14 protein-coding genes are annotated in these 16,978 nt (G+C 49.1%); all 14 read right to left on the reverse strand.

Annotation, left to right across the window (positions count from 1 at the left end):
- Positions 1–36: 36 nt before the first annotated feature.
- On the reverse strand, positions 37–1,080 hold the full coding sequence (locus C4S72_RS13125; RefSeq protein WP_104003599.1) for a class I SAM-dependent methyltransferase: 1,044 nt from the start codon (positions 1,078–1,080) through the stop codon (positions 37–39).
- A gap of 22 nt (positions 1,081–1,102) precedes the next feature.
- On the reverse strand, positions 1,103–2,554 hold the full coding sequence (locus C4S72_RS13130) for a flippase (RefSeq protein ID WP_104003600.1): 1,452 nt from the start codon (positions 2,552–2,554) through the stop codon (positions 1,103–1,105).
- 117 nt (positions 2,555–2,671) lie between these two features.
- Positions 2,672–4,069 (reverse strand): MBL fold metallo-hydrolase RNA specificity domain-containing protein, encoded by a 1,398-nt coding sequence (locus tag C4S72_RS13135; protein WP_104003601.1) that lies wholly within the window; start codon positions 4,067–4,069, stop codon positions 2,672–2,674.
- Positions 4,070–4,360: 291 nt separating this feature from the next.
- The gene (locus C4S72_RS13140; protein WP_104003602.1) at positions 4,361–5,743 is read right to left on the reverse strand and encodes an undecaprenyl-phosphate glucose phosphotransferase; all 1,383 of its coding nucleotides are present in this window, start codon (positions 5,741–5,743) and stop codon (positions 4,361–4,363) included.
- A gap of 191 nt (positions 5,744–5,934) precedes the next feature.
- Positions 5,935–6,831 carry a dTDP-4-dehydrorhamnose reductase gene (gene rfbD / locus C4S72_RS13145; protein WP_104003603.1) on the reverse strand — a complete coding sequence of 299 codons (897 nt, stop codon included), beginning with the start codon at positions 6,829–6,831 and terminating at the stop codon, positions 5,935–5,937.
- A 12-nt stretch (positions 6,832–6,843) separates the two neighbouring features.
- Positions 6,844–7,377 (reverse strand): dTDP-4-dehydrorhamnose 3,5-epimerase, encoded by a 534-nt coding sequence (rfbC, locus tag C4S72_RS13150; protein ID WP_104003604.1) that lies wholly within the window; start codon positions 7,375–7,377, stop codon positions 6,844–6,846.
- Positions 7,374–8,252, reverse strand: coding sequence for a glucose-1-phosphate thymidylyltransferase RfbA (gene rfbA / locus C4S72_RS13155; RefSeq protein WP_104003605.1), 879 nt, complete (start codon positions 8,250–8,252; stop codon positions 7,374–7,376). The genes rfbC and rfbA overlap by 4 nt, the downstream gene beginning before the upstream one ends.
- The gene (gene rfbB, locus C4S72_RS13160) at positions 8,249–9,340 is read right to left on the reverse strand and encodes a dTDP-glucose 4,6-dehydratase (protein WP_104003606.1); all 1,092 of its coding nucleotides are present in this window, start codon (positions 9,338–9,340) and stop codon (positions 8,249–8,251) included. The genes rfbA and rfbB overlap by 4 nt, the downstream gene beginning before the upstream one ends.
- A gap of 16 nt (positions 9,341–9,356) precedes the next feature.
- Positions 9,357–10,466 (reverse strand): DUF1972 domain-containing protein, encoded by a 1,110-nt coding sequence (locus C4S72_RS13165; protein ID WP_104003607.1) that lies wholly within the window; start codon positions 10,464–10,466, stop codon positions 9,357–9,359.
- Complete coding sequence (locus C4S72_RS13170) at positions 10,466–11,677, reverse strand: glycosyltransferase family protein (protein ID WP_200826763.1); 1,212 nt, start codon at positions 11,675–11,677, stop codon at positions 10,466–10,468. The genes C4S72_RS13165 and C4S72_RS13170 overlap by 1 nt, the downstream gene beginning before the upstream one ends.
- Before the next feature lie 125 nt (positions 11,678–11,802).
- On the reverse strand, positions 11,803–13,014 hold the full coding sequence (locus C4S72_RS13175) for an O-antigen polymerase (protein WP_104003608.1): 1,212 nt from the start codon (positions 13,012–13,014) through the stop codon (positions 11,803–11,805).
- Positions 13,011–14,279 carry a flippase gene (locus tag C4S72_RS13180; RefSeq protein WP_104003609.1) on the reverse strand — a complete coding sequence of 423 codons (1,269 nt, stop codon included), beginning with the start codon at positions 14,277–14,279 and terminating at the stop codon, positions 13,011–13,013. Before C4S72_RS13180 ends, C4S72_RS13175 begins: the two co-directional genes overlap by 4 nt.
- Before the next feature lie 227 nt (positions 14,280–14,506).
- Entirely contained in the window at positions 14,507–15,673 is a 1,167-nt protein-coding gene (locus C4S72_RS13185; RefSeq protein ID WP_104003610.1) for a nucleotide sugar dehydrogenase, read from the reverse strand.
- The gene (locus C4S72_RS13190; RefSeq protein WP_104003865.1) at positions 15,670–16,641 is read right to left on the reverse strand and encodes an NAD-dependent epimerase; all 972 of its coding nucleotides are present in this window, start codon (positions 16,639–16,641) and stop codon (positions 15,670–15,672) included. The genes C4S72_RS13185 and C4S72_RS13190 overlap by 4 nt, the downstream gene beginning before the upstream one ends.
- Between the last annotated feature and the right edge of the window lie 337 nt (positions 16,642–16,978).

A 16,978-nucleotide genomic window follows, 5' to 3' on the forward strand; every position in this document is an offset into this window, starting at 1 on the left:
ATTAAACATATTATTAATTAGTGGAAACCGCAACGATTATTTTACAGCTACGACAGTCAAAAACTCTTCACAGTTTTTTTTCCTAGGCCAGTGAAAAAAAAGTATAAACCTTAAGAAAATCTTATTAGAAATACTATCGTATTCACATTTTTCTATTCTAGAACTTTGTAGAGCCATCCCTTTTCTCACATCAACTCTCGACCTAAAAATAGCCTTTTTAAAACAAGAGTTAATAATAACATTTTCAATTCCTTTTTTACTAAAAAGGACTAGATGCCTCGGTGCTTCTATACCTCTCCAGCTCTTACCAAAAAACTGCATCCCCTTACTTTCAATATTAGGGGTTTCAATGTATAAATAGCCTCCAGGTTTCAGACAGCTATATGCGAGATGCACAAAGTCCGAAGGATTATGCACATGCTCTATTACATGATTAATGGTTATAACATCGAATATCTCTCCAGAATAAGCTATTTCTTCAAGACCTCCTTGAACTACATAAAAACCTCGTTCTTTGGCAACGGCAAGGGCTTTAGGATCTGGCTCAACCCCCTTAACAATCCAACCCGCTTCGGACGCAATAGCAAGAAAATCTCCATTCCCACATCCGACGTCCAATAGCCTTTGCCCGGTTTTTGGCTTTTTAAGATAACGATAGCGAGCATTTGCCGATCTTCGAAATTTTGGATAACAGAGAAGTAACCATGCTCCAAGGCGAATAGAGGGCTTACGCGCAGTTCCGTGATGATAGTTATAATATCCGTTTGCAAGCATACGAAGTATTTTCCGTCCAAAGCTCAACTTATCAAAGTGCGTCTGCTGCTCAGATAGAATTTCATGCGTGTAATATTCACCATAAGCCTTATGAATACTGGCTTTGTCTGGGCGCGGGTTTAGGTAACCACTTTTACAGCTATTGCATTGATATAATTTCCACGATCCAGGCGCGACAAAAAAAGTATTATCTACAAGATCATTGAATAACAATGTACTTTTTTTATTTCCACAGACAGGGCAACATTTAACATATTCCAAATTTTCTTCTGGCCAGGATTTAATAGACACGTCAGCTTTATTCATAAGATTATTTTATATAAGAAATTCAGAAAAACCATTTTCTTTTAAAAACTTGTTCTAAGAACCTCAACAACTCTTCTGGAATATTCTTAGATACCCAATATATATAAACAAAAAACAAAGCAGACACCACACCTACCACAAGCCAAAATGTGTAGTTTAAAATCACCAAACACATAGAAAAAAACATTAGCATTACAGGTAGAGCCAAGACCTTAACTGATGATTTTAACATGTTTGCATTAAACAAGAGAATTATAGTATCTGCAAATGCCCTCGTAGAAAATGCTATAGCCGCGCCAAGTATCCCAATATATTCCAACCCAAAATATAATAGCAGGAAATAAGGAACCACTTCTGCCAAATGACATTTAGCGACTATATCCGGTTTACCAGAAGCCTGAAGTAAAGCATGAGGTACCATCGCGATTGCATTAGTCCAAAACCCCAGTAAAAGTATTTGTCCAATAAAAGTAGATTTGCTGGCAAAGTTTTCTCCAACCCAAAGCTCAAAAAACCATTCCAGAGACAATATACCTAACAAAAATAAAGGAGTAATAATAATAGCCAACGATCGTAGTGCTTTATCTGTCAGAAGTCTGCCGTGTTCGCCACTCCCGCTACTAGCAAGACGTGGGAACATAGCTGAAGAAAGAGCAACCGGAATAACAGTTGTCCTTTCCGCCAATTGGAAAGGGACTGTGTAATAAGTTACATACTTTGCACCTAGCAGTGCACCAATTACGAACCTGTCAAGAATAACCATCATAGGTCCGATTACAGACGATACTGTTACCCACCCTCCGAACTGAAAGAGCTTCCCTGATAGCTCTTTTGATACTTTAACACCTTGTCGTTTTAGTAAGTGTGAGTAACAACGCTGAAAAAGCATTGCAGCAACGAAAACACGTGTAATAATCGTTACAGGGAGCAACCATTTAAGGTCAGGGCCATGGAGCACTGCTACAGCGAGAGGAATAATCTGAAGAAGGGCTGTCCCGCATACAGAGATTACATTCAATTCCAGAAACTTAGATAGTCCTTGTAATGTACCAGAAAATACCCCCGACATCGTTGCAATTGGCACCGCGAGAGCAAGCCAATACACAGAATTTACAATCTCAGGTTTAAGTACATCATCTACTGATAATTGCCTGCCAAAGAAAAACAATGCAACTGGCCACATAATAGCGGCACCTAAGACTCCAAAAATGCTATTTATTGTCAGGGCGGTCCAAAACGTTTCGGATCGTTCACCTCTTTTATTGCTCGATAACATCGCAATCCGCTGAGCCGTAGCGCGCCCTAAACCCAAATCGAAAAGGCCAAAGTAACCCAGTAACAACCATGCAATTGCCAAAATACCATAGCGAGATTCACCAATAACACTGATATATATTGGTATCGTAATTAGAGATACTGCTATTGGAATTATTGAGCCAACCAGGTTATATAAAGTATTTTTACGGATACTCATATTATTCAGTTAAAATTAGTAAATATTACTTACCGAGCATCGAGTGGCTGGTTAGCTATAATTGAATAGAAAAATTTTTCAGTTATTCGATACAACCCAATTCACAGATAAGGCAGATTAGATTCTGATTTTAATGCGGTCGTTCACTCGTCCTAATATTTCTTTAAGCGCCAACCTTGGTTCTTTATCCCCATGCACCAGCCGCACCTCCTTCGACCCATGTTTGATTCCCTTCACAAAATTAACCAGCCCCCGCTGATCGGCATGTGCAGAATAACCACCGATGGTTTCGACCCTCGCACGGATGGTATAGCGCTCACCATCGAGTTCAACGTAGCCGTTCTTTGGTCCATAGCTTTGAATATCCCGTCCGGGCGTACCCTCAGCCTGATAACCCACAAACAGCACATCATGGCGCTCATCGCTCAGCATCGCTTTCAGGTAGTTGATGATCCGGCCCGCATTGCACATACCGCTGCCGGCGATAACGATGCCCGGGCGGCCCGAGTTCGCCAGGTGATGCACCATTTTCAGGTGTTCATCGTGGCTATCGACGGTCAGCAGAGTATCAAATGCCAATGGCTTGCGGCCCTGTTTCAACCGGGCGTGGGCCTCTTCATCCCAGAACGGCTGTAACTCCCGATAGGCATCGGTGAACTTTGATGCCAAGGGCGAGTCCAGTATCACGGGTAGATCGCCGTCGAGTATATCTTCCATCTCATAGAGCAGCTCCTGGGTACGGCCTATGCTGAAGGCTGGGATCAAGACCGTACCGCCATTTTCCAGTCCGCGGTCAATAGCCGCCTTGAGGCGGTATTTACGAGTTGCCCGGCTTTCGTGATTACGATCACCGTAGGTGCTTTCCAGCACCAGAACATCAGCTCGATAAGGCGGTTTGGGCGCCGGGAGCAGCGGTGTATGGCTAGCGCCGAGGTCGCCGGAGAAAACGATTCTGGTGGAGGCTTGGTTAATCGCGGCGGGGGCGCCGGTCTTACGGCTCGGAGATCGCCGCTGGCAGTCTACTTCGACATAGGCGGAACCGAGTATATGTCCCGCGCGCTGTAGCCTGATTTGTACCTTTCGCTCATTAGAATCAAGCAGCGTAAACCACTCTTTGTATGGCAACGCTACGATGCGCGACTCGACCTCGCCCAGGTAACGCTCAACCTGGGTGCTATCGCGACTTATCCCCAGCCTGAAGGCATCTTCCAGTACCAGAGGCAGCAGCTTGGCCGAGGGTTGGGAGCAGATGATCGGCCCCTTGAAGCCCGCGGCCAGCAACCAGGGGATGCGCCCTACATGATCAATATGAACGTGGGTGACGATCAGCGCCATCACACTGCTTATATCAAAGTCGATCGCCTGACGGTTGGCGCTGTTGCCGTTACCTGTTTCCGCCCCCTGGAACAGCCCGCAGTCGATCAACAGGCTGTGGTTATCATCGATGTGCAGTTGATGACAGGAACCGGTCACACCATCCCGGGCGCCGTAATGCTGAATCTCTTTATATGGCATATCCCTTTGCCCCTTGCCGCTCCTTTAGATCACTCTAACGGAGTGAGCGGCACGCTACCGCCCGAAGGTTGCCGGGTACACCTCAAACCCAGTGGCGCTTGTCATGATTGGTCGTTCAAACAACTGTTAGATGGTAAAGGAGTTTTAAGCAGGTAGCACCCGCCCTATCCGCTTTGTAGCGGAAAACAGGGGGCTGGATCAATGGCAGGGTTATATTGGCGGGGATTATTGACGATGGATCGGCTAACGGCTCCCAGATCCTGTTGATCTGAGAGCCTGAACGTTCAAACGTCAGTAGGCGTTTCTGTTGATAAACCCCTTAAACAGGGTCGCCAGGATGATCTTCAGATCCAGCCAGAGTGACCAGTTGTCGATATACCAAAGATCGTACTGGACACGCTTTTCCATCTTTTCCAGGGTATCGGTTTCACCACGGTACCCATTCACCTGGGCCCAGCCGGTGATCCCTGGCTTAACCTTATGACGGCGCATATAGGATTCGACGATATCCTTGTAGTACTCGTTATGCGCCAGGGCATGGGGGCGCGGCCCCACGATGGACATGCGCCCCTGGAGCACGTTGTAAAACTGCGGCAGTTCATCCAATGAAGTACGGCGCAGGAAAGCTCCAATGGGCGTTATACGACAGTCGCCCTTGGTCGCCTGGGTGACCTGGCCATCGCATTCCTGATGCACTTTCATCGAGCGGAATTTGTATACCTTGAAGCGGCACCCGTTAATACCGGTGCGATACTGTTTGAACAGCACCGGTCCCGGTGATGTCAGTTTGATCGCCAAAGCTATCGCCAGACAAAGCGGCGAAATGAGCAACATGATCAGCCCTCCGATGAGCAGGTCCTCGCCCCGTTTGAAAACCCGGGCCGGACCACTCATCGGAGTAACACTTAAATCGATGGAGTACATCCCCGCAACCGAGCTGACGCGATGATTCAGCAAGGGGATATCCCTCAGCTCTGGCATATAGCGGATCTCGATGGTTTCGTTACGCAGCGCATACATCAGCGCCTTGACCAGCGAGCCCATATCCAGAGGCACACTGATCCAGACTTCATCGCACCCTGACTGGCGTATTTTCTCGACTGTTTTCTGTAAAAACGAATCGGTACACGCCTCACTGAGGCGGGTCACCCCTCCGATGGAAAAGCCTTCATTACTGTTCTTGCGCATTTTTCGCGCCACCTTCAGCAAGGTCGCCGGGGGGCCCAGCAGATAGACCTGGCGGCGATTTCGGCCGCTGGTACGAAGGTGGCTTAACAGCAGGTGGGCAGATACACGTGCGGACCCTGCAAGCAGAAACGAGATGAGCAGGGAGAAACCAAGCCAGAGCCTGGAGTACTTTTGCGAGGTATCGGTAAAGTAGATCAGGGTGGCGATGATCAGCGAGACCAGTGCCCAGTTCTGTAGCAGGTTAACTAATAGACGCAGAAGGCTGGTGGTACGCCACTGACTGTATGACTCAGTCGTGTAGTTGACGAGGATGATACATAGCATCATGACGACCGTTGCCAACACGAAATGGTCGGTAACCGGCATCGTACCGAAACGCAGCAGATAGGCAGCGCTGCTGCCCAGTAACACCGCGAAACAGTCAGACAGCATCGCCAGTCGATGCATGGGGTACGCACGCACCTCTAACGCCGGAGCTTCAGACATTTATCAACGGCTCCCATAAGACGGCAACGCCTGAAATATATGAAGTCGGAGGACTAACAACTGCAGCCGACCTGTTTTTTCTATTTATGAAAGCTGAATAGGGCACTTTAGATTAGAGCCTCTGGATTTAGGACGACCGGGCCTGATGACTCTTCCACCGGGCTCGACTCAGCTATTAGTGCCGGTAAACCTCATTCAGGTTCCACATTGCCCTGTTTTAGTTCAGCCAACATTTTTTTCAAGTCATCCTTCCATTGAGGTATTTCCATCCCCAGAAGCGATGACAGTTTTGAACTGTCCAGAACCGACCAGGCGGGACGCTTTGCCGGGGTGGGATATTGCTCCGTCTTGATCGCCAGAACCTGCGGCTGACGCGTCAACAGGCCAAATGCTTCCGCCTGCGCGAAGATCTCTTGAGCAAACTCGAACCAACTGCAGTCCGGCGCTCCGCTGAGGTGATATACGCCCCAGGGGAGTGGCTGATGCTCAAGGTGACGCTGAGCCAACAACCAAAGCACTTTTGCGATAGCGGCAGCCGAGGTCGGCCCACCCTGCTGATCCGCGACCACAGAGAGCGTGTCTCGCTCCTTTCCGACCCGGAGCATGGTTTTAACAAAGTTATTGCCCAGAGCCCCAAAAACCCAACTGGTTCGCAACACGATATAGCGGCTGCAACCTTCAGCCAGGGCCTGCTCCCCCGCCAGTTTACTGGCACCGTACACCCCGGTCGGGCCGGTTGTATCCGTTTCGCGGTATGGGCTGTCTGCATCACCGGCGAAGACATAGTCGGTGGATATATGTAAGACAGGGATACCCAGCTTTTCGGCTGCACAGGCCAGGTTTGCGACGCCATCCCGGTTCACTGCCCACGCCCGCTCAGCATCGGATTCGGCCTTATCCACCGCGGTATAGGCCGCGGCATTAATAATCAAGCCCGGCTGGAGCTCTGCAACCTTTGCCTCCACAGCCTTCGCGTGGGTAATATCCAGACTCGCCGAATCCAACCCAATCACCTCGAACGCGTCTGGCGCAAGGCGCAATAGTTCTCGGCCTACCTGACCTCTGGCACCGGTAATCAAAACACGCATGGGGGCCATCCTTCAGTAAAGCTCTTTCAAGCCGGGATAGTGGCTATCCTTCTCCGACAGCTGAACGTCCGACAGCGGCCAGGCAATGTTCAACAGCGGGCAGTTCCAGGCGACTCCCCCTTCGTCACTGGGGTCGTAGTAGTCGGTACATTTGTAGACAAAATCCACCGTCTCGCTGAGAACGACGAAGCCATGGGCGTAACCTGGCGGCACCCAAAGCTGGCGGTGGTTGTCTTCACTCAGCTCAACACCCACATACTGCCCAAAGGTAGGCGAGTCTGGATTAATGTCTGCGGCCACATCATAGACCGCACCCCGGGTGACACTGACCAATTTCCCCTGAGGCTTGGTTTTCTGAAAATGCAGCCCACGCAATACCCCTTTACGGGAGCGGGAGTGGTTATCCTGCACAAAAGCCAGATCGATACCTGCTTCCTCTTTATAGCGCCGGGCACTGAAGGTCTCTTTGAAAAATCCCCGATGGTCACCAAAAACCTGGGGCTCTATGATTTTCACCCCGGCCAATGCGGTGTCTATCACTTTCATAGCGCTTTTTCCTCCTGCGCCAGCTTGAGCAGATACTGTCCGTATCCCGTTTTTGCGAGCTGCTGGCCCTGAGCCTGCATCCGTTCACGTGAGAGCCAGCCATTGCGGTAGGCGATCTCTTCAAGACAGGCAATCTTGAGGCCCTGGCGGTGCTCCACGGTCTGCACGAACATCGCTGCCTCAAGAAGGCTTTGGTGGGTTCCGGTATCCAGCCAGGCAAAGCCTCGGCCAAGCAGCTCCACGTTCAGCTCGCCTCGATCCAGATAAGCCTGGTTGATGCTGGTGATTTCCAGCTCTCCCCGGTGCGAGGGTTTCACCTGCTTGGCGATTTCAACCACCGCATTGTCATAGAAATAAAGGCCTGTCACCGCGTAGTTGGACTTCGGCTTGGCTGGTTTCTCCTCGATGGAGATCGCCTTGCCGTTGGCATCAAAGTCGACCACACCGAAACGCTCGGGATCATTGACGAGGTAGCCAAATACAGTCGCCCCCGATGGACGGCTCGCAGCTGCCTGCAACTGGCGGCTAAAACTCTGCCCATAGAAGATATTGTCGCCGAGCACCAGGCAAACGCTGTCATCACCAATAAACTCTTCGCCGATGATAAACGCCTGCGCAAGCCCATCAGGCGAGGGCTGTTCGGCATAACTCAGCTCTACACCGTAATCGGAACCATCGCCAAGAAGCTTCTGAAAGTTAGGTAAATCTTCCGGGGTAGAGATCACCAGAATTTCACGAATGCCCGCCAACATTAAAACCGACAGCGGATAATAGATCATCGGCTTGTCATAGATCGGAAGCAGCTGTTTGGATACGCCCTTGGTAATTGGATACAAACGCGTGCCGGAGCCTCCGGCCAGAATAATACCCTTCATCCCTTTTCCCCCAGTCGACCTAGCTGATATTCACCACTGAGCACCCGCTGCCACCATTCCGGATTATCCAGGTACCACTCCACGGTTTTGCGGATACCGCTCTCGAACGACTCCTGCGGTACCCAGCCCAACTCTCGCTGTATCTTGCCGGCATCGATTGCGTAACGTACATCATGCCCCGGACGGTCTTTTACAAAGGTAATGAGATCACGGTAGTGCGCTATCGGCTCATCTGAAGACCAGTCAGTAGATGCAAAAGTCCCCGGCGCGACCATTTCCTGCAGCAAATCGCAGATGGTTTCTACAACCTCAAGGTTACGTTTCTCGTTGTGGCCACCAATATTGTAGGTCTCACCAACCGCACCTTCTGTGGCTACCTTCACCAGAGCACGAGCGTGGTCCTCCACATAGAGCCAGTCGCGAATCTGATTGCCATCACCATACACCGGCAACGGCTTACCGGAGAGCGCATTGAGTATCATGTGAGGTATCAGCTTCTCCGGGAAATGATAAGGCCCGTAGTTGTTGGAGCAGTTGGTTACCAGCGTGGGCAGGCCATAAGTACGTTGCCAAGCGCGCACCAGGTGATCAGAACTTGCCTTGGAAGCAGAATATGGCGAACTCGGCTCGTAAGAGGTCGTCTCGGTGAACAGATCATCTGTACCTTCCAGATCACCGTAAACTTCATCGGTGGAAATGTGGTGGAAACGAAACCCTGCCTTTTCATCATTGCCCAGCCCGGACCAAAACCGCCGTGTTGCCTCCAGCAGTGTATAGGTACCGACCACATTGGTCTCGATAAACGCTGCCGGACCGTCAATGGAACGATCCACATGGCTTTCAGCGGCCAGGTGCATCACATGGGTCGGTTTGAACTCGGCAAAAACACGATCCAGCCCTGCAGCATCGCAGATATCAACTTGATCGAACCGGTACCTGGAGGAATCGGTCACTCCGCTAAGAGACTCAAGGTTGCCTGCGTAGGTAAGTTTATCCAGGCAAGCTACCTGGCTGTCGGTATTTTCAATCAAGTGCCGCACAACGGCCGAGCCGATAAAACCTGCACCACCGGTTACTAAAATTCTCATAATGCCTAAACTGCCCTCAGTTTTCCGGATGCCAGGAAACCAGCAACTCTTCATACTCTGTAAGGATCTGTTGCCAAGTAAACCGCTCGACAAAGCGTTTGCGACTGGCACTCTTCATCAGATTTTTCGTCTCGGTATCTGGCAACAGGCGCTCAAATAGCACGGCACACTCATCCTCATCTTTGAAATAGGCGGCGCCCTCTCCTGCAACCCAGCGATTGAAATGATTGTCCTGCGCAATGACCGCAGAGCCGGCACCCAGTGCCTCAACCAGCGATGGGTTTGTCCCCCCTACACGATGACCATGCAGATAGAACGCGGAATAAAACCGTAAAGCTCGAACCACTGCCGGTTCATAAATTGCCCCGGGGAAAATAACTTCGTCACTGGCCGCCGCCATGACGTCCCGATGATACGAGTTACCCTCTGGCCGAAAGTTACCAAGCACAACCAGTTTGTGCGCACGCGGCTTTCGGCTGAAAGCGCGTACCATTTCCAGAAACGAGTTTTCCGGCTCCGGACGCGCAATGATCACAGAGAAACATTCCGGCTCGATCCCGAAGGTTTTTAACTGCTCGGAATCCCCTTCTACGACCTCATCACCGCCGTAAGGAATCATAGTAATTTTGCGACCGCTCACTCGCGTTTCAAGATGCGCCTTGATTTTTGGATGGTCGGCGACCAAGTGATTGCCGATCCAGCACCCCGCACGCTCGTTTAGCCAGAACCAGGTTTTCGCGACCCAGCCCCACTTGTCCCGTTTCCATTCAATGCCATCCATATTGATGACATTCACCTGCCCCTTTACCCGTTGCAAAAGGTTGAAAATGGCTGTGTTATAGCCCAGCGTAAGAAACAGGCCATCTCTTGAAAGCGCATGTCTGGTTGCTTTCCAATCAAAAATAATGGTGCCTGCTGCTCCGGAACGACTTACCGGAATATGGATACGGCGCACACCCTGCCAATAACTCTCAGACAGATTACCGTCACCTTCTTCCTGACAGTAAACCGTCACATCCCACCCCTTTTCGACTAGAAAAAGTGAGAGTTTTTCAGCAAATGACTCGAAGCCTCCATGCTGCGCAGGTACTCCACGAATACCTAGAATATTAAGCTTTAAATCCATCAATCTATTTTTCTCTTAAATAGAGTCGTAAAAAACCCAAACACGAAGAAAACTAAAATTGATGGTAATACGAGACAGAAACCCAGTATTCCAAACAATCTGCGGGCAAATGACATTGGCGACTCGTCCACATAGCCAATTAATTTACTGGCAAAACGAGCCCAGTAAAAATCCGGGGCCAATTCAGACATACAACGGCGCATATTTGCAACCTGCTCTGGAGACTGACTCAACCTCAGAAGCGTTGCAGACAATTCCGACTGGAGAGCAACAACCCCTGCTTTCGACTGATCTAGCCGGCGTCCCCACTCATCGTCCCTGTTTTGGACAATAGGCAGCCCCAGGGTAAGACAGTCAAAATTTCGAGTCCTGGAAGCGTAGTCGTTTTCATACCCCTCCCCTCCCCAGACAAGGGAGATATCGAAGCCACTCCAAAATTCGAAGCGCTGGGAAAAATCCACCCAAGGTAGAAAAAGAATATTTTCTCTATATTCAGGGTCGACGAAGGCGAGCAACTCCTGCCGTCGCTTTTCATCGACACCAAAGAACACAATTTTAAGTCGCTTATTTCTGCCAATCGCCTTTGATACTTCAGCGAGCACCGCGCCCAGATCGAACCAGCCATAGGTACCCCCTAACCAGCCGATCAAAAAATCGTCATCGGTGATCAGGGTGCCTCCCAGTTCCGCCAATCGCTTCCGGCCACTCTCTTTTGACCAACCCAGATGTTCGCTACACCCAAAAGGAATCACCTTTATGCGGGAAAACTCATGGGTCAGGAAAAACGGGGCGGCTATCCCCCGGAACAGGTCCAGCTGGCGTTTGTTGGCGACGATAACAAGGTTGAATACTGATGCACCCAACAGGCTACGAGCCACGTTAAAGTATGCTTTGATCAACAGTTTGAGCGATAAAGGGCCGCCAGTATTCCGAATCACTTCATCGAGTTCTATCCAGTGAGGTACGTAACCATCAAGAACGACACGCTTGCCCAGAAGCCCCGACAGCATAGCCAGCAATAGCACTATTGGCCCGCCACCGTGAAGGACAATAACATCGGCTTTCAGAAGGCTTTTAATCAGTAGCCAAAGGTTCGCAACCGGTACAAAACCCACGTTCTCCGGGACTCCCAGGCTATCTCCTGAGCGACCGCACAACGAAACGTCATGGTTCAATTTCACCAATTCACGCGCAAGGGCGGCATAACGCATCTCGGGCCCCCTCAGGGCGGCACCATAGTCACCTTTGTATAACAGCAAAAACCTCATACAGCCCTCTTAGTCCAAAAACCCGGTACTACACGAACCACTCCCAGCTTTGACTGAGCCATTAAATATCAGTTCTCGGCATACGAGGCTTCATCGGGGACGCTACGCCTAAGGAAAAACACGCAATAAAAAGCAAAGGCTCCGATCGCAACAAACGATATAAAATAAACATATATATAAACATAGAAAAATATTAGAGTATATAAATATAAAATTGAGTATAGAAGTGTAAATCGGCGATCCATTTTTGCCTTCCGGTACACGGCCCCAAGCAGTACCGCCAAAGAAAAGCTACCCAAGAAAACGCCAAAAGCGCCAAAATCAACATAGAAATTAGACACAAATGTAGACGTCAGCTCCGCATAAAAATCAATACCCAACATTTGATTTTTATAAGTACCGAAATCCATTTGATGCCCAGGCAATAGGGAGTAAAAGGCATAAAACGTATACCGCCCCCCTTCGAGCCCATCCAGACCCGCCTCCACCAACCAATCAAAAACCATAAACCCATAGGTCAAGGTTAGATAGAGAGGATAAACAGCATATTTTATCGCAGAAGGCTCTCCGATAAGCTGCTCATCGATCATCCCCATATAATCGACACCAAAAGCGATCTCTCTATAAAATTTCATCAGTACAAATGCAGATATAAAAACACACCCAGCAATTGTCCATTTAAGGCTTATCATTCGATCACGATTAAGCACAAAAAATATGCACAGTATCGCAAGCATCAACATAAAATCAGATCGATTTCCGGTGAGCGATAGTAAAAAGAAACCAAACAAACCGACCAGAAAGACTTGAATTCTGACAAGACCTTGATCAAACGATGCAGTCACAATGAGCAGGCTAGAAACTATGCCAAGAGAAATCGCCAACAGATGCACATAGCCATTAACTTGCATGCTAAATCTTAATGACTCAACATCTTTCGACAGAATCGGAATACCACCAAGCAGATAAAATTCATAGAACAAGCAAGCACAGGCTAGAAAAAACCATGAAAAAAGCCCCCACAATAGTATAGGCCTATGTACCAATCTTACCTGACTCACCGGAACCGATTTGGTCCGAAAAAAACAGTTTTTCAGCAACCAAAGAAGATAGCAGCTTACTAAACCCACAAAAAAAGCCAGTACAGCAATCAAAATCAAGCTTTCAGTTTTCTCAGAAATATTACCAACAGTGTAAACAAACTCTATTTTTGTAAGCAGATATGGAAATACAAACCCCATAAAGAAGGCAAATCCTGGCCTTGAATAAAAATAATTCATTTCCAGAACTCCAGGCGTGAATATTTAAGAAACTCCAACAACAACCAATCTATCAAGCATCTCAGGGCCCAAACGACAGCCACCCCTTCTAATCCGAAACCTTTTTCAATCACAATAAATATGGCGACCAGATAGAATGGCACTTCCGCAAGATGAAGCAACGCTGTCACCTTAGATTTCCCCGCCGCCTGCAGGATATTATAGGGGACACTTCCCATGGAGTTCACTAGAACGCCACAAAGAATAATCAGGAATATAACATAGCTTTTTTCCTGATATTCCTGTCCCACCCAAAGATTCAAAAAATACTCACCAAAAAAATAAACACCAACAATTACTGGAAGAACAAGAAGAAAATTAGCGATATACGAGTATTTCTGCAGCCTTATAATTTCATTTTTATTTTTATCATGAATCAGCGCACTGATTCTTGGAAACATAACCGCGCCAATGGAAGCAGGTACGAGAAGTAATTTTGTCGCCATTTCATAGGGTACGGTATAAAACGAAACAACCGCCATGGATATCATCGAACCGATGATAAAACGATCGAAATACACCATCACCGGACTGATAGTGTTGGATAGCGTCATCCACCCGCCAAAACCTAGCAAGCGATAAATATTCTGTTTGGATACCGAAAGATAGGAAAAAGAGACGAGCTTTCTTACGCCTGACCAGTAGTACAAACAAAGCAATACCCTGGCGAATACCAACGAGACAACGGCATAGAAAAAATTGCCGAAGAGATGAAAAAACAATAGAGGCCCCAGAAACATCCATATACCCAGAGGGATCCTCCCAATTGAAACCAGCTTGAACTTCTCAAACCCTTCAAGCACGCCACGTAATCCCGTTGCCCAGACGGTAAAAGCGACTGCCAGCCCGGTCACTTGCAGCGCAGCCTGAGCAGTATCGACCAGATCCGCGGCTATGTTAAATACGTTGCGGCTCAGATAACTCGCGCTGAGCAGAACCAGACAGCCAGCGACAAAGCCGGCCACTAGCACAACAGCCATACCCGTTGAGTACAGCTGGTCGACCTCATTTTCATCGCCAGCAGCCCGTGCCCGGGCGATGCTTTGGGTCAGCGCACGTCCAATACCAAGATCGAACAGGGTGAAATACCCAATAAACATCCAGAGGATAGTGAGAAAACCAAAAAGTTCGTTGCCAAACTGGGTCACCATTAAGGGAATAGCATAGAGACCCGCCAACAATGGCAGAAAGTTTCCGGCAAAAACCCAGGCTAACTTACTCTTCACCCAACGCCCTTAGTGGAATACTGGTTCAAACTGGACAAGAAAACTCATTCAAAGTGGCAGAAACTCAGGAGTATCAAGGTTTTAGCGCTGGGTCACCAAGGTTTCTCCCGCAATAAAAACGCTACCAGTGCCGTAATGAGCTTCTTCTGTTCATATACAGAAAGGCTGGAGCAGTTAATTCCCATTAAGCTCCTACCCTTCTGAAATAAACCTTATTGATTAAATACTTAATCGTTACCAAAAAGATCTCGCGTATAGACCTTATCGATCACATCACTAAGATCATCGGCACGCCGGTTCGCGATAATCACGTCACTCACCTGCTTGAACTCTTCCAGGTTATCGATCACGCGGGAATGAAAGAACTCCGCCTGTTCAAGAACAGGCTCGTACACCACCACCTCAATCCCTTTTGCCTTGATACGCTTCATCACGCCCTGAATAGCAGATGCACGGAAGTTATCGGAGCCGGACTTCATCACCAGGCGATAAATGCCAACGACCTTTGGCCCCTTGGCAAGAACGCTATTTGCAATAAAGTCTTTGCGGGTGGAGTTCGCATCGACGACAGCGCGGATCATGTTGCTGGGTACATCCGCGTAGTTTGCCAACAGCTGCTTGGTATCCTTCGGCAGGCAATAGCCGCCGTAACCAAAACTCGGGTTGTTGTAGTGGCTACCGATACGCGGATCAAGGGAAACACCATCGATGATCTGACGGGTATCCAGACCGTGAGTGGCTGCGTAGGAATCCAGCTCATTGAAGTAGGCGACACGCATCGCCAGGTAGGTGTTCGCAAAGAGCTTGATCGCTTCCGCTTCCGTGCTCTCGGTGAAAAGCACAGGAATATTTTCCTTGATAGCGCCCTGCTTGAGCAGCTCTGCGAATTTTTCCGCTCGGGCGCTCCGCTCACCTACGACAATGCGTGACGGGTGCAGATTGTCATACAGTGCCTTGCCTTCCCGCAGAAACTCCGGCGAGAAAATCAAGTTGCTCGCACCGAACCGCTCGCAGGCTTCTTTGGTGTAACCGACCGGCACTGTAGATTTAATAACCATTACCGCTTCAGGGTTGATTGCCATCACATCCCGTATCACAGACTCTACACTGCCGGTGTTGAAATAATTCGTTTCGGGGTCGTAATCGGTTGGCGTTGCGATAACCACATAATCAGCTCCACTGAAAGCGGCAGCTTTATCCGTAGTCGCCAGCAAATCCAGTTCGCGCTCAGCCAGGAAGGTTTCGATCTCCCTGTCCTCAATCGGTGATTTGCGCGCATTGATCAGGTCAACCTTCTCCTGCACGATATCCAGAGCTACGACCTCGTTGTGCTGTGCCAACAACACCGCATTTGAAAGCCCGACGTAGCCAGTTCCCGCTACTGCAATTTTCACTGAGACGCGCTCCTGTACTCTTTGTACCAGTTTACAAATTGATTCATGCCGTCCTCGATGTTCATCGACGGCTTATAGCCCACCGCCTCTTCAAGACGCCTGGTATCGGCAAAAGTTCTTGGGACATCGCCCGGTTGCATCGGCAGGTATATTTTCTCGGCCTCAATACCGCAAGCCGACTCAACGGCCCTTATAAACCTCGCAAGCTCTATGGGCTGGTTGTTACCGATATTAAACAGTGCGTAGGGGGTTATTCCTTGAGGCCGGACATCCTGAATACGTATTACGCCCTCTACAATGTCATCAATGAAGGTAAAGTCCCTCAGCATGCGGCCTTCGTTAAATACATTGATGGGCTCCCCCCTCATGATCGCTTCGGCAAAGAGCCAGGGCGCCATATCGGGCCTTCCTGCGGGACCGTATACGGTAAAGAAACGCAGCCCCGTGGTCGGGATGCCATAAAGTGACGAGTAGGAGTGAGCCATTAACTCGTTCGCCTTCTTCGTCGCGGCATAGAGTGACACCGGGTTATCAACCCAATCGTCCTCGCTGAAAGGGACCTTCTCATTGGCGCCGTATACCGAGCTCGAGGAGGCATAGACCAGGTGATCAACCGGATGATGACGACAGCCTTCCAGGATGGTCATCATTCCGACCAGGTTACTGTCTACATAGTCAAAGGGAGCTTTCAACGAGTGCCGGACGCCAGCCTGGGCGGCCAGATGTATGACACGATCAAATTTTTCGGCAGCAAATAGACCGGCTATACCGGCACGGTCCGCCAGATCCATCTTCACGAATCGGAACTGATCGTATGGCTTCAGCCAACTCAAACGGTAAGCTTTCAATCCAGGATCGTAATAGCTGTTCAGGCTGTCCAGCCCAACAACCTCATGTCCCGCCTCAAGCAGGCGTTTAGCCGTATAACTGCCAATAAACCCGGCAGCCCCCGTGACAAGATACTTCAACCTGATCAACCCTTACCTTGTAAACGCCACAGCGCGGCGTTTACTTAAACAACCCGGCCTTTTCAGCCAGAAATCAAAACGCTGTAGTCTAAACCTCATTGATACCGAGATTTGCCACGCTACCGCCCAAAGGTTGAAAAATCGGGCGTTCCTCAAACCCTAAAACTCAGCTTTGCATCCGCCCCCGGAAACCACACGGGACCTTCAAACAAATGAGTATCATTTTCATATCAACAACTTGGCTATGCATTCCATGCATTCAACCTGGTTACCGGGATTCTACAGAACTTTAGCCATGCTCCCCAGCACCTTATAATAGACTTTTATGCATTAGAGA

The organism is Marinobacterium lutimaris (assembly GCF_900108065.1).
Classification (GTDB): Bacteria; Pseudomonadota; Gammaproteobacteria; order Pseudomonadales; family Balneatricaceae; genus Marinobacterium_D; species Marinobacterium_D lutimaris.

Bases quoted from the DNA above. Each gene is read 5' to 3' on its own strand.
- C4S72_RS13175 (WP_104003608.1), bottom strand. From the start codon at position 13,014: ATGAATTATTTTTATTCAAGGCCAGGATTTGCCTTCTTTATGGGGTTT.
- C4S72_RS13165 (WP_104003607.1), bottom strand. From the start codon at position 10,466: ATGGATTTAAAGCTTAATATTCTAGGTATTCGTGGAGTACCTGCGCAG.
- rfbB (WP_104003606.1), bottom strand. From the start codon at position 9,340: ATGAGAATTTTAGTAACCGGTGGTGCAGGTTTTATCGGCTCGGCCGTT.
- rfbC (WP_104003604.1), bottom strand. From the start codon at position 7,377: ATGAAAGTGATAGACACCGCATTGGCCGGGGTGAAAATCATAGAGCCC.
- C4S72_RS13130 (WP_104003600.1), bottom strand. From the start codon at position 2,554: ATGAGTATCCGTAAAAATACTTTATATAACCTGGTTGGCTCAATAATT.
- C4S72_RS13140 (WP_104003602.1), bottom strand. From the start codon at position 5,743: ATGTCTGAAGCTCCGGCGTTAGAGGTGCGTGCGTACCCCATGCATCGA.
- C4S72_RS13170 (WP_200826763.1), bottom strand. From the start codon at position 11,677: ATGCGTTATGCCGCCCTTGCGCGTGAATTGGTGAAATTGAACCATGAC.
- C4S72_RS13135 (WP_104003601.1), bottom strand. From the start codon at position 4,069: ATGCCATATAAAGAGATTCAGCATTACGGCGCCCGGGATGGTGTGACC.
- rfbD (WP_104003603.1), bottom strand. From the start codon at position 6,831: ATGCGTGTTTTGATTACCGGTGCCAGAGGTCAGGTAGGCCGAGAACTA.
- C4S72_RS13125 (WP_104003599.1), bottom strand. From the start codon at position 1,080: ATGAATAAAGCTGACGTGTCTATTAAATCCTGGCCAGAAGAAAATTTG.
- rfbA (WP_104003605.1), bottom strand. From the start codon at position 8,252: ATGAAGGGTATTATTCTGGCCGGAGGCTCCGGCACGCGTTTGTATCCA.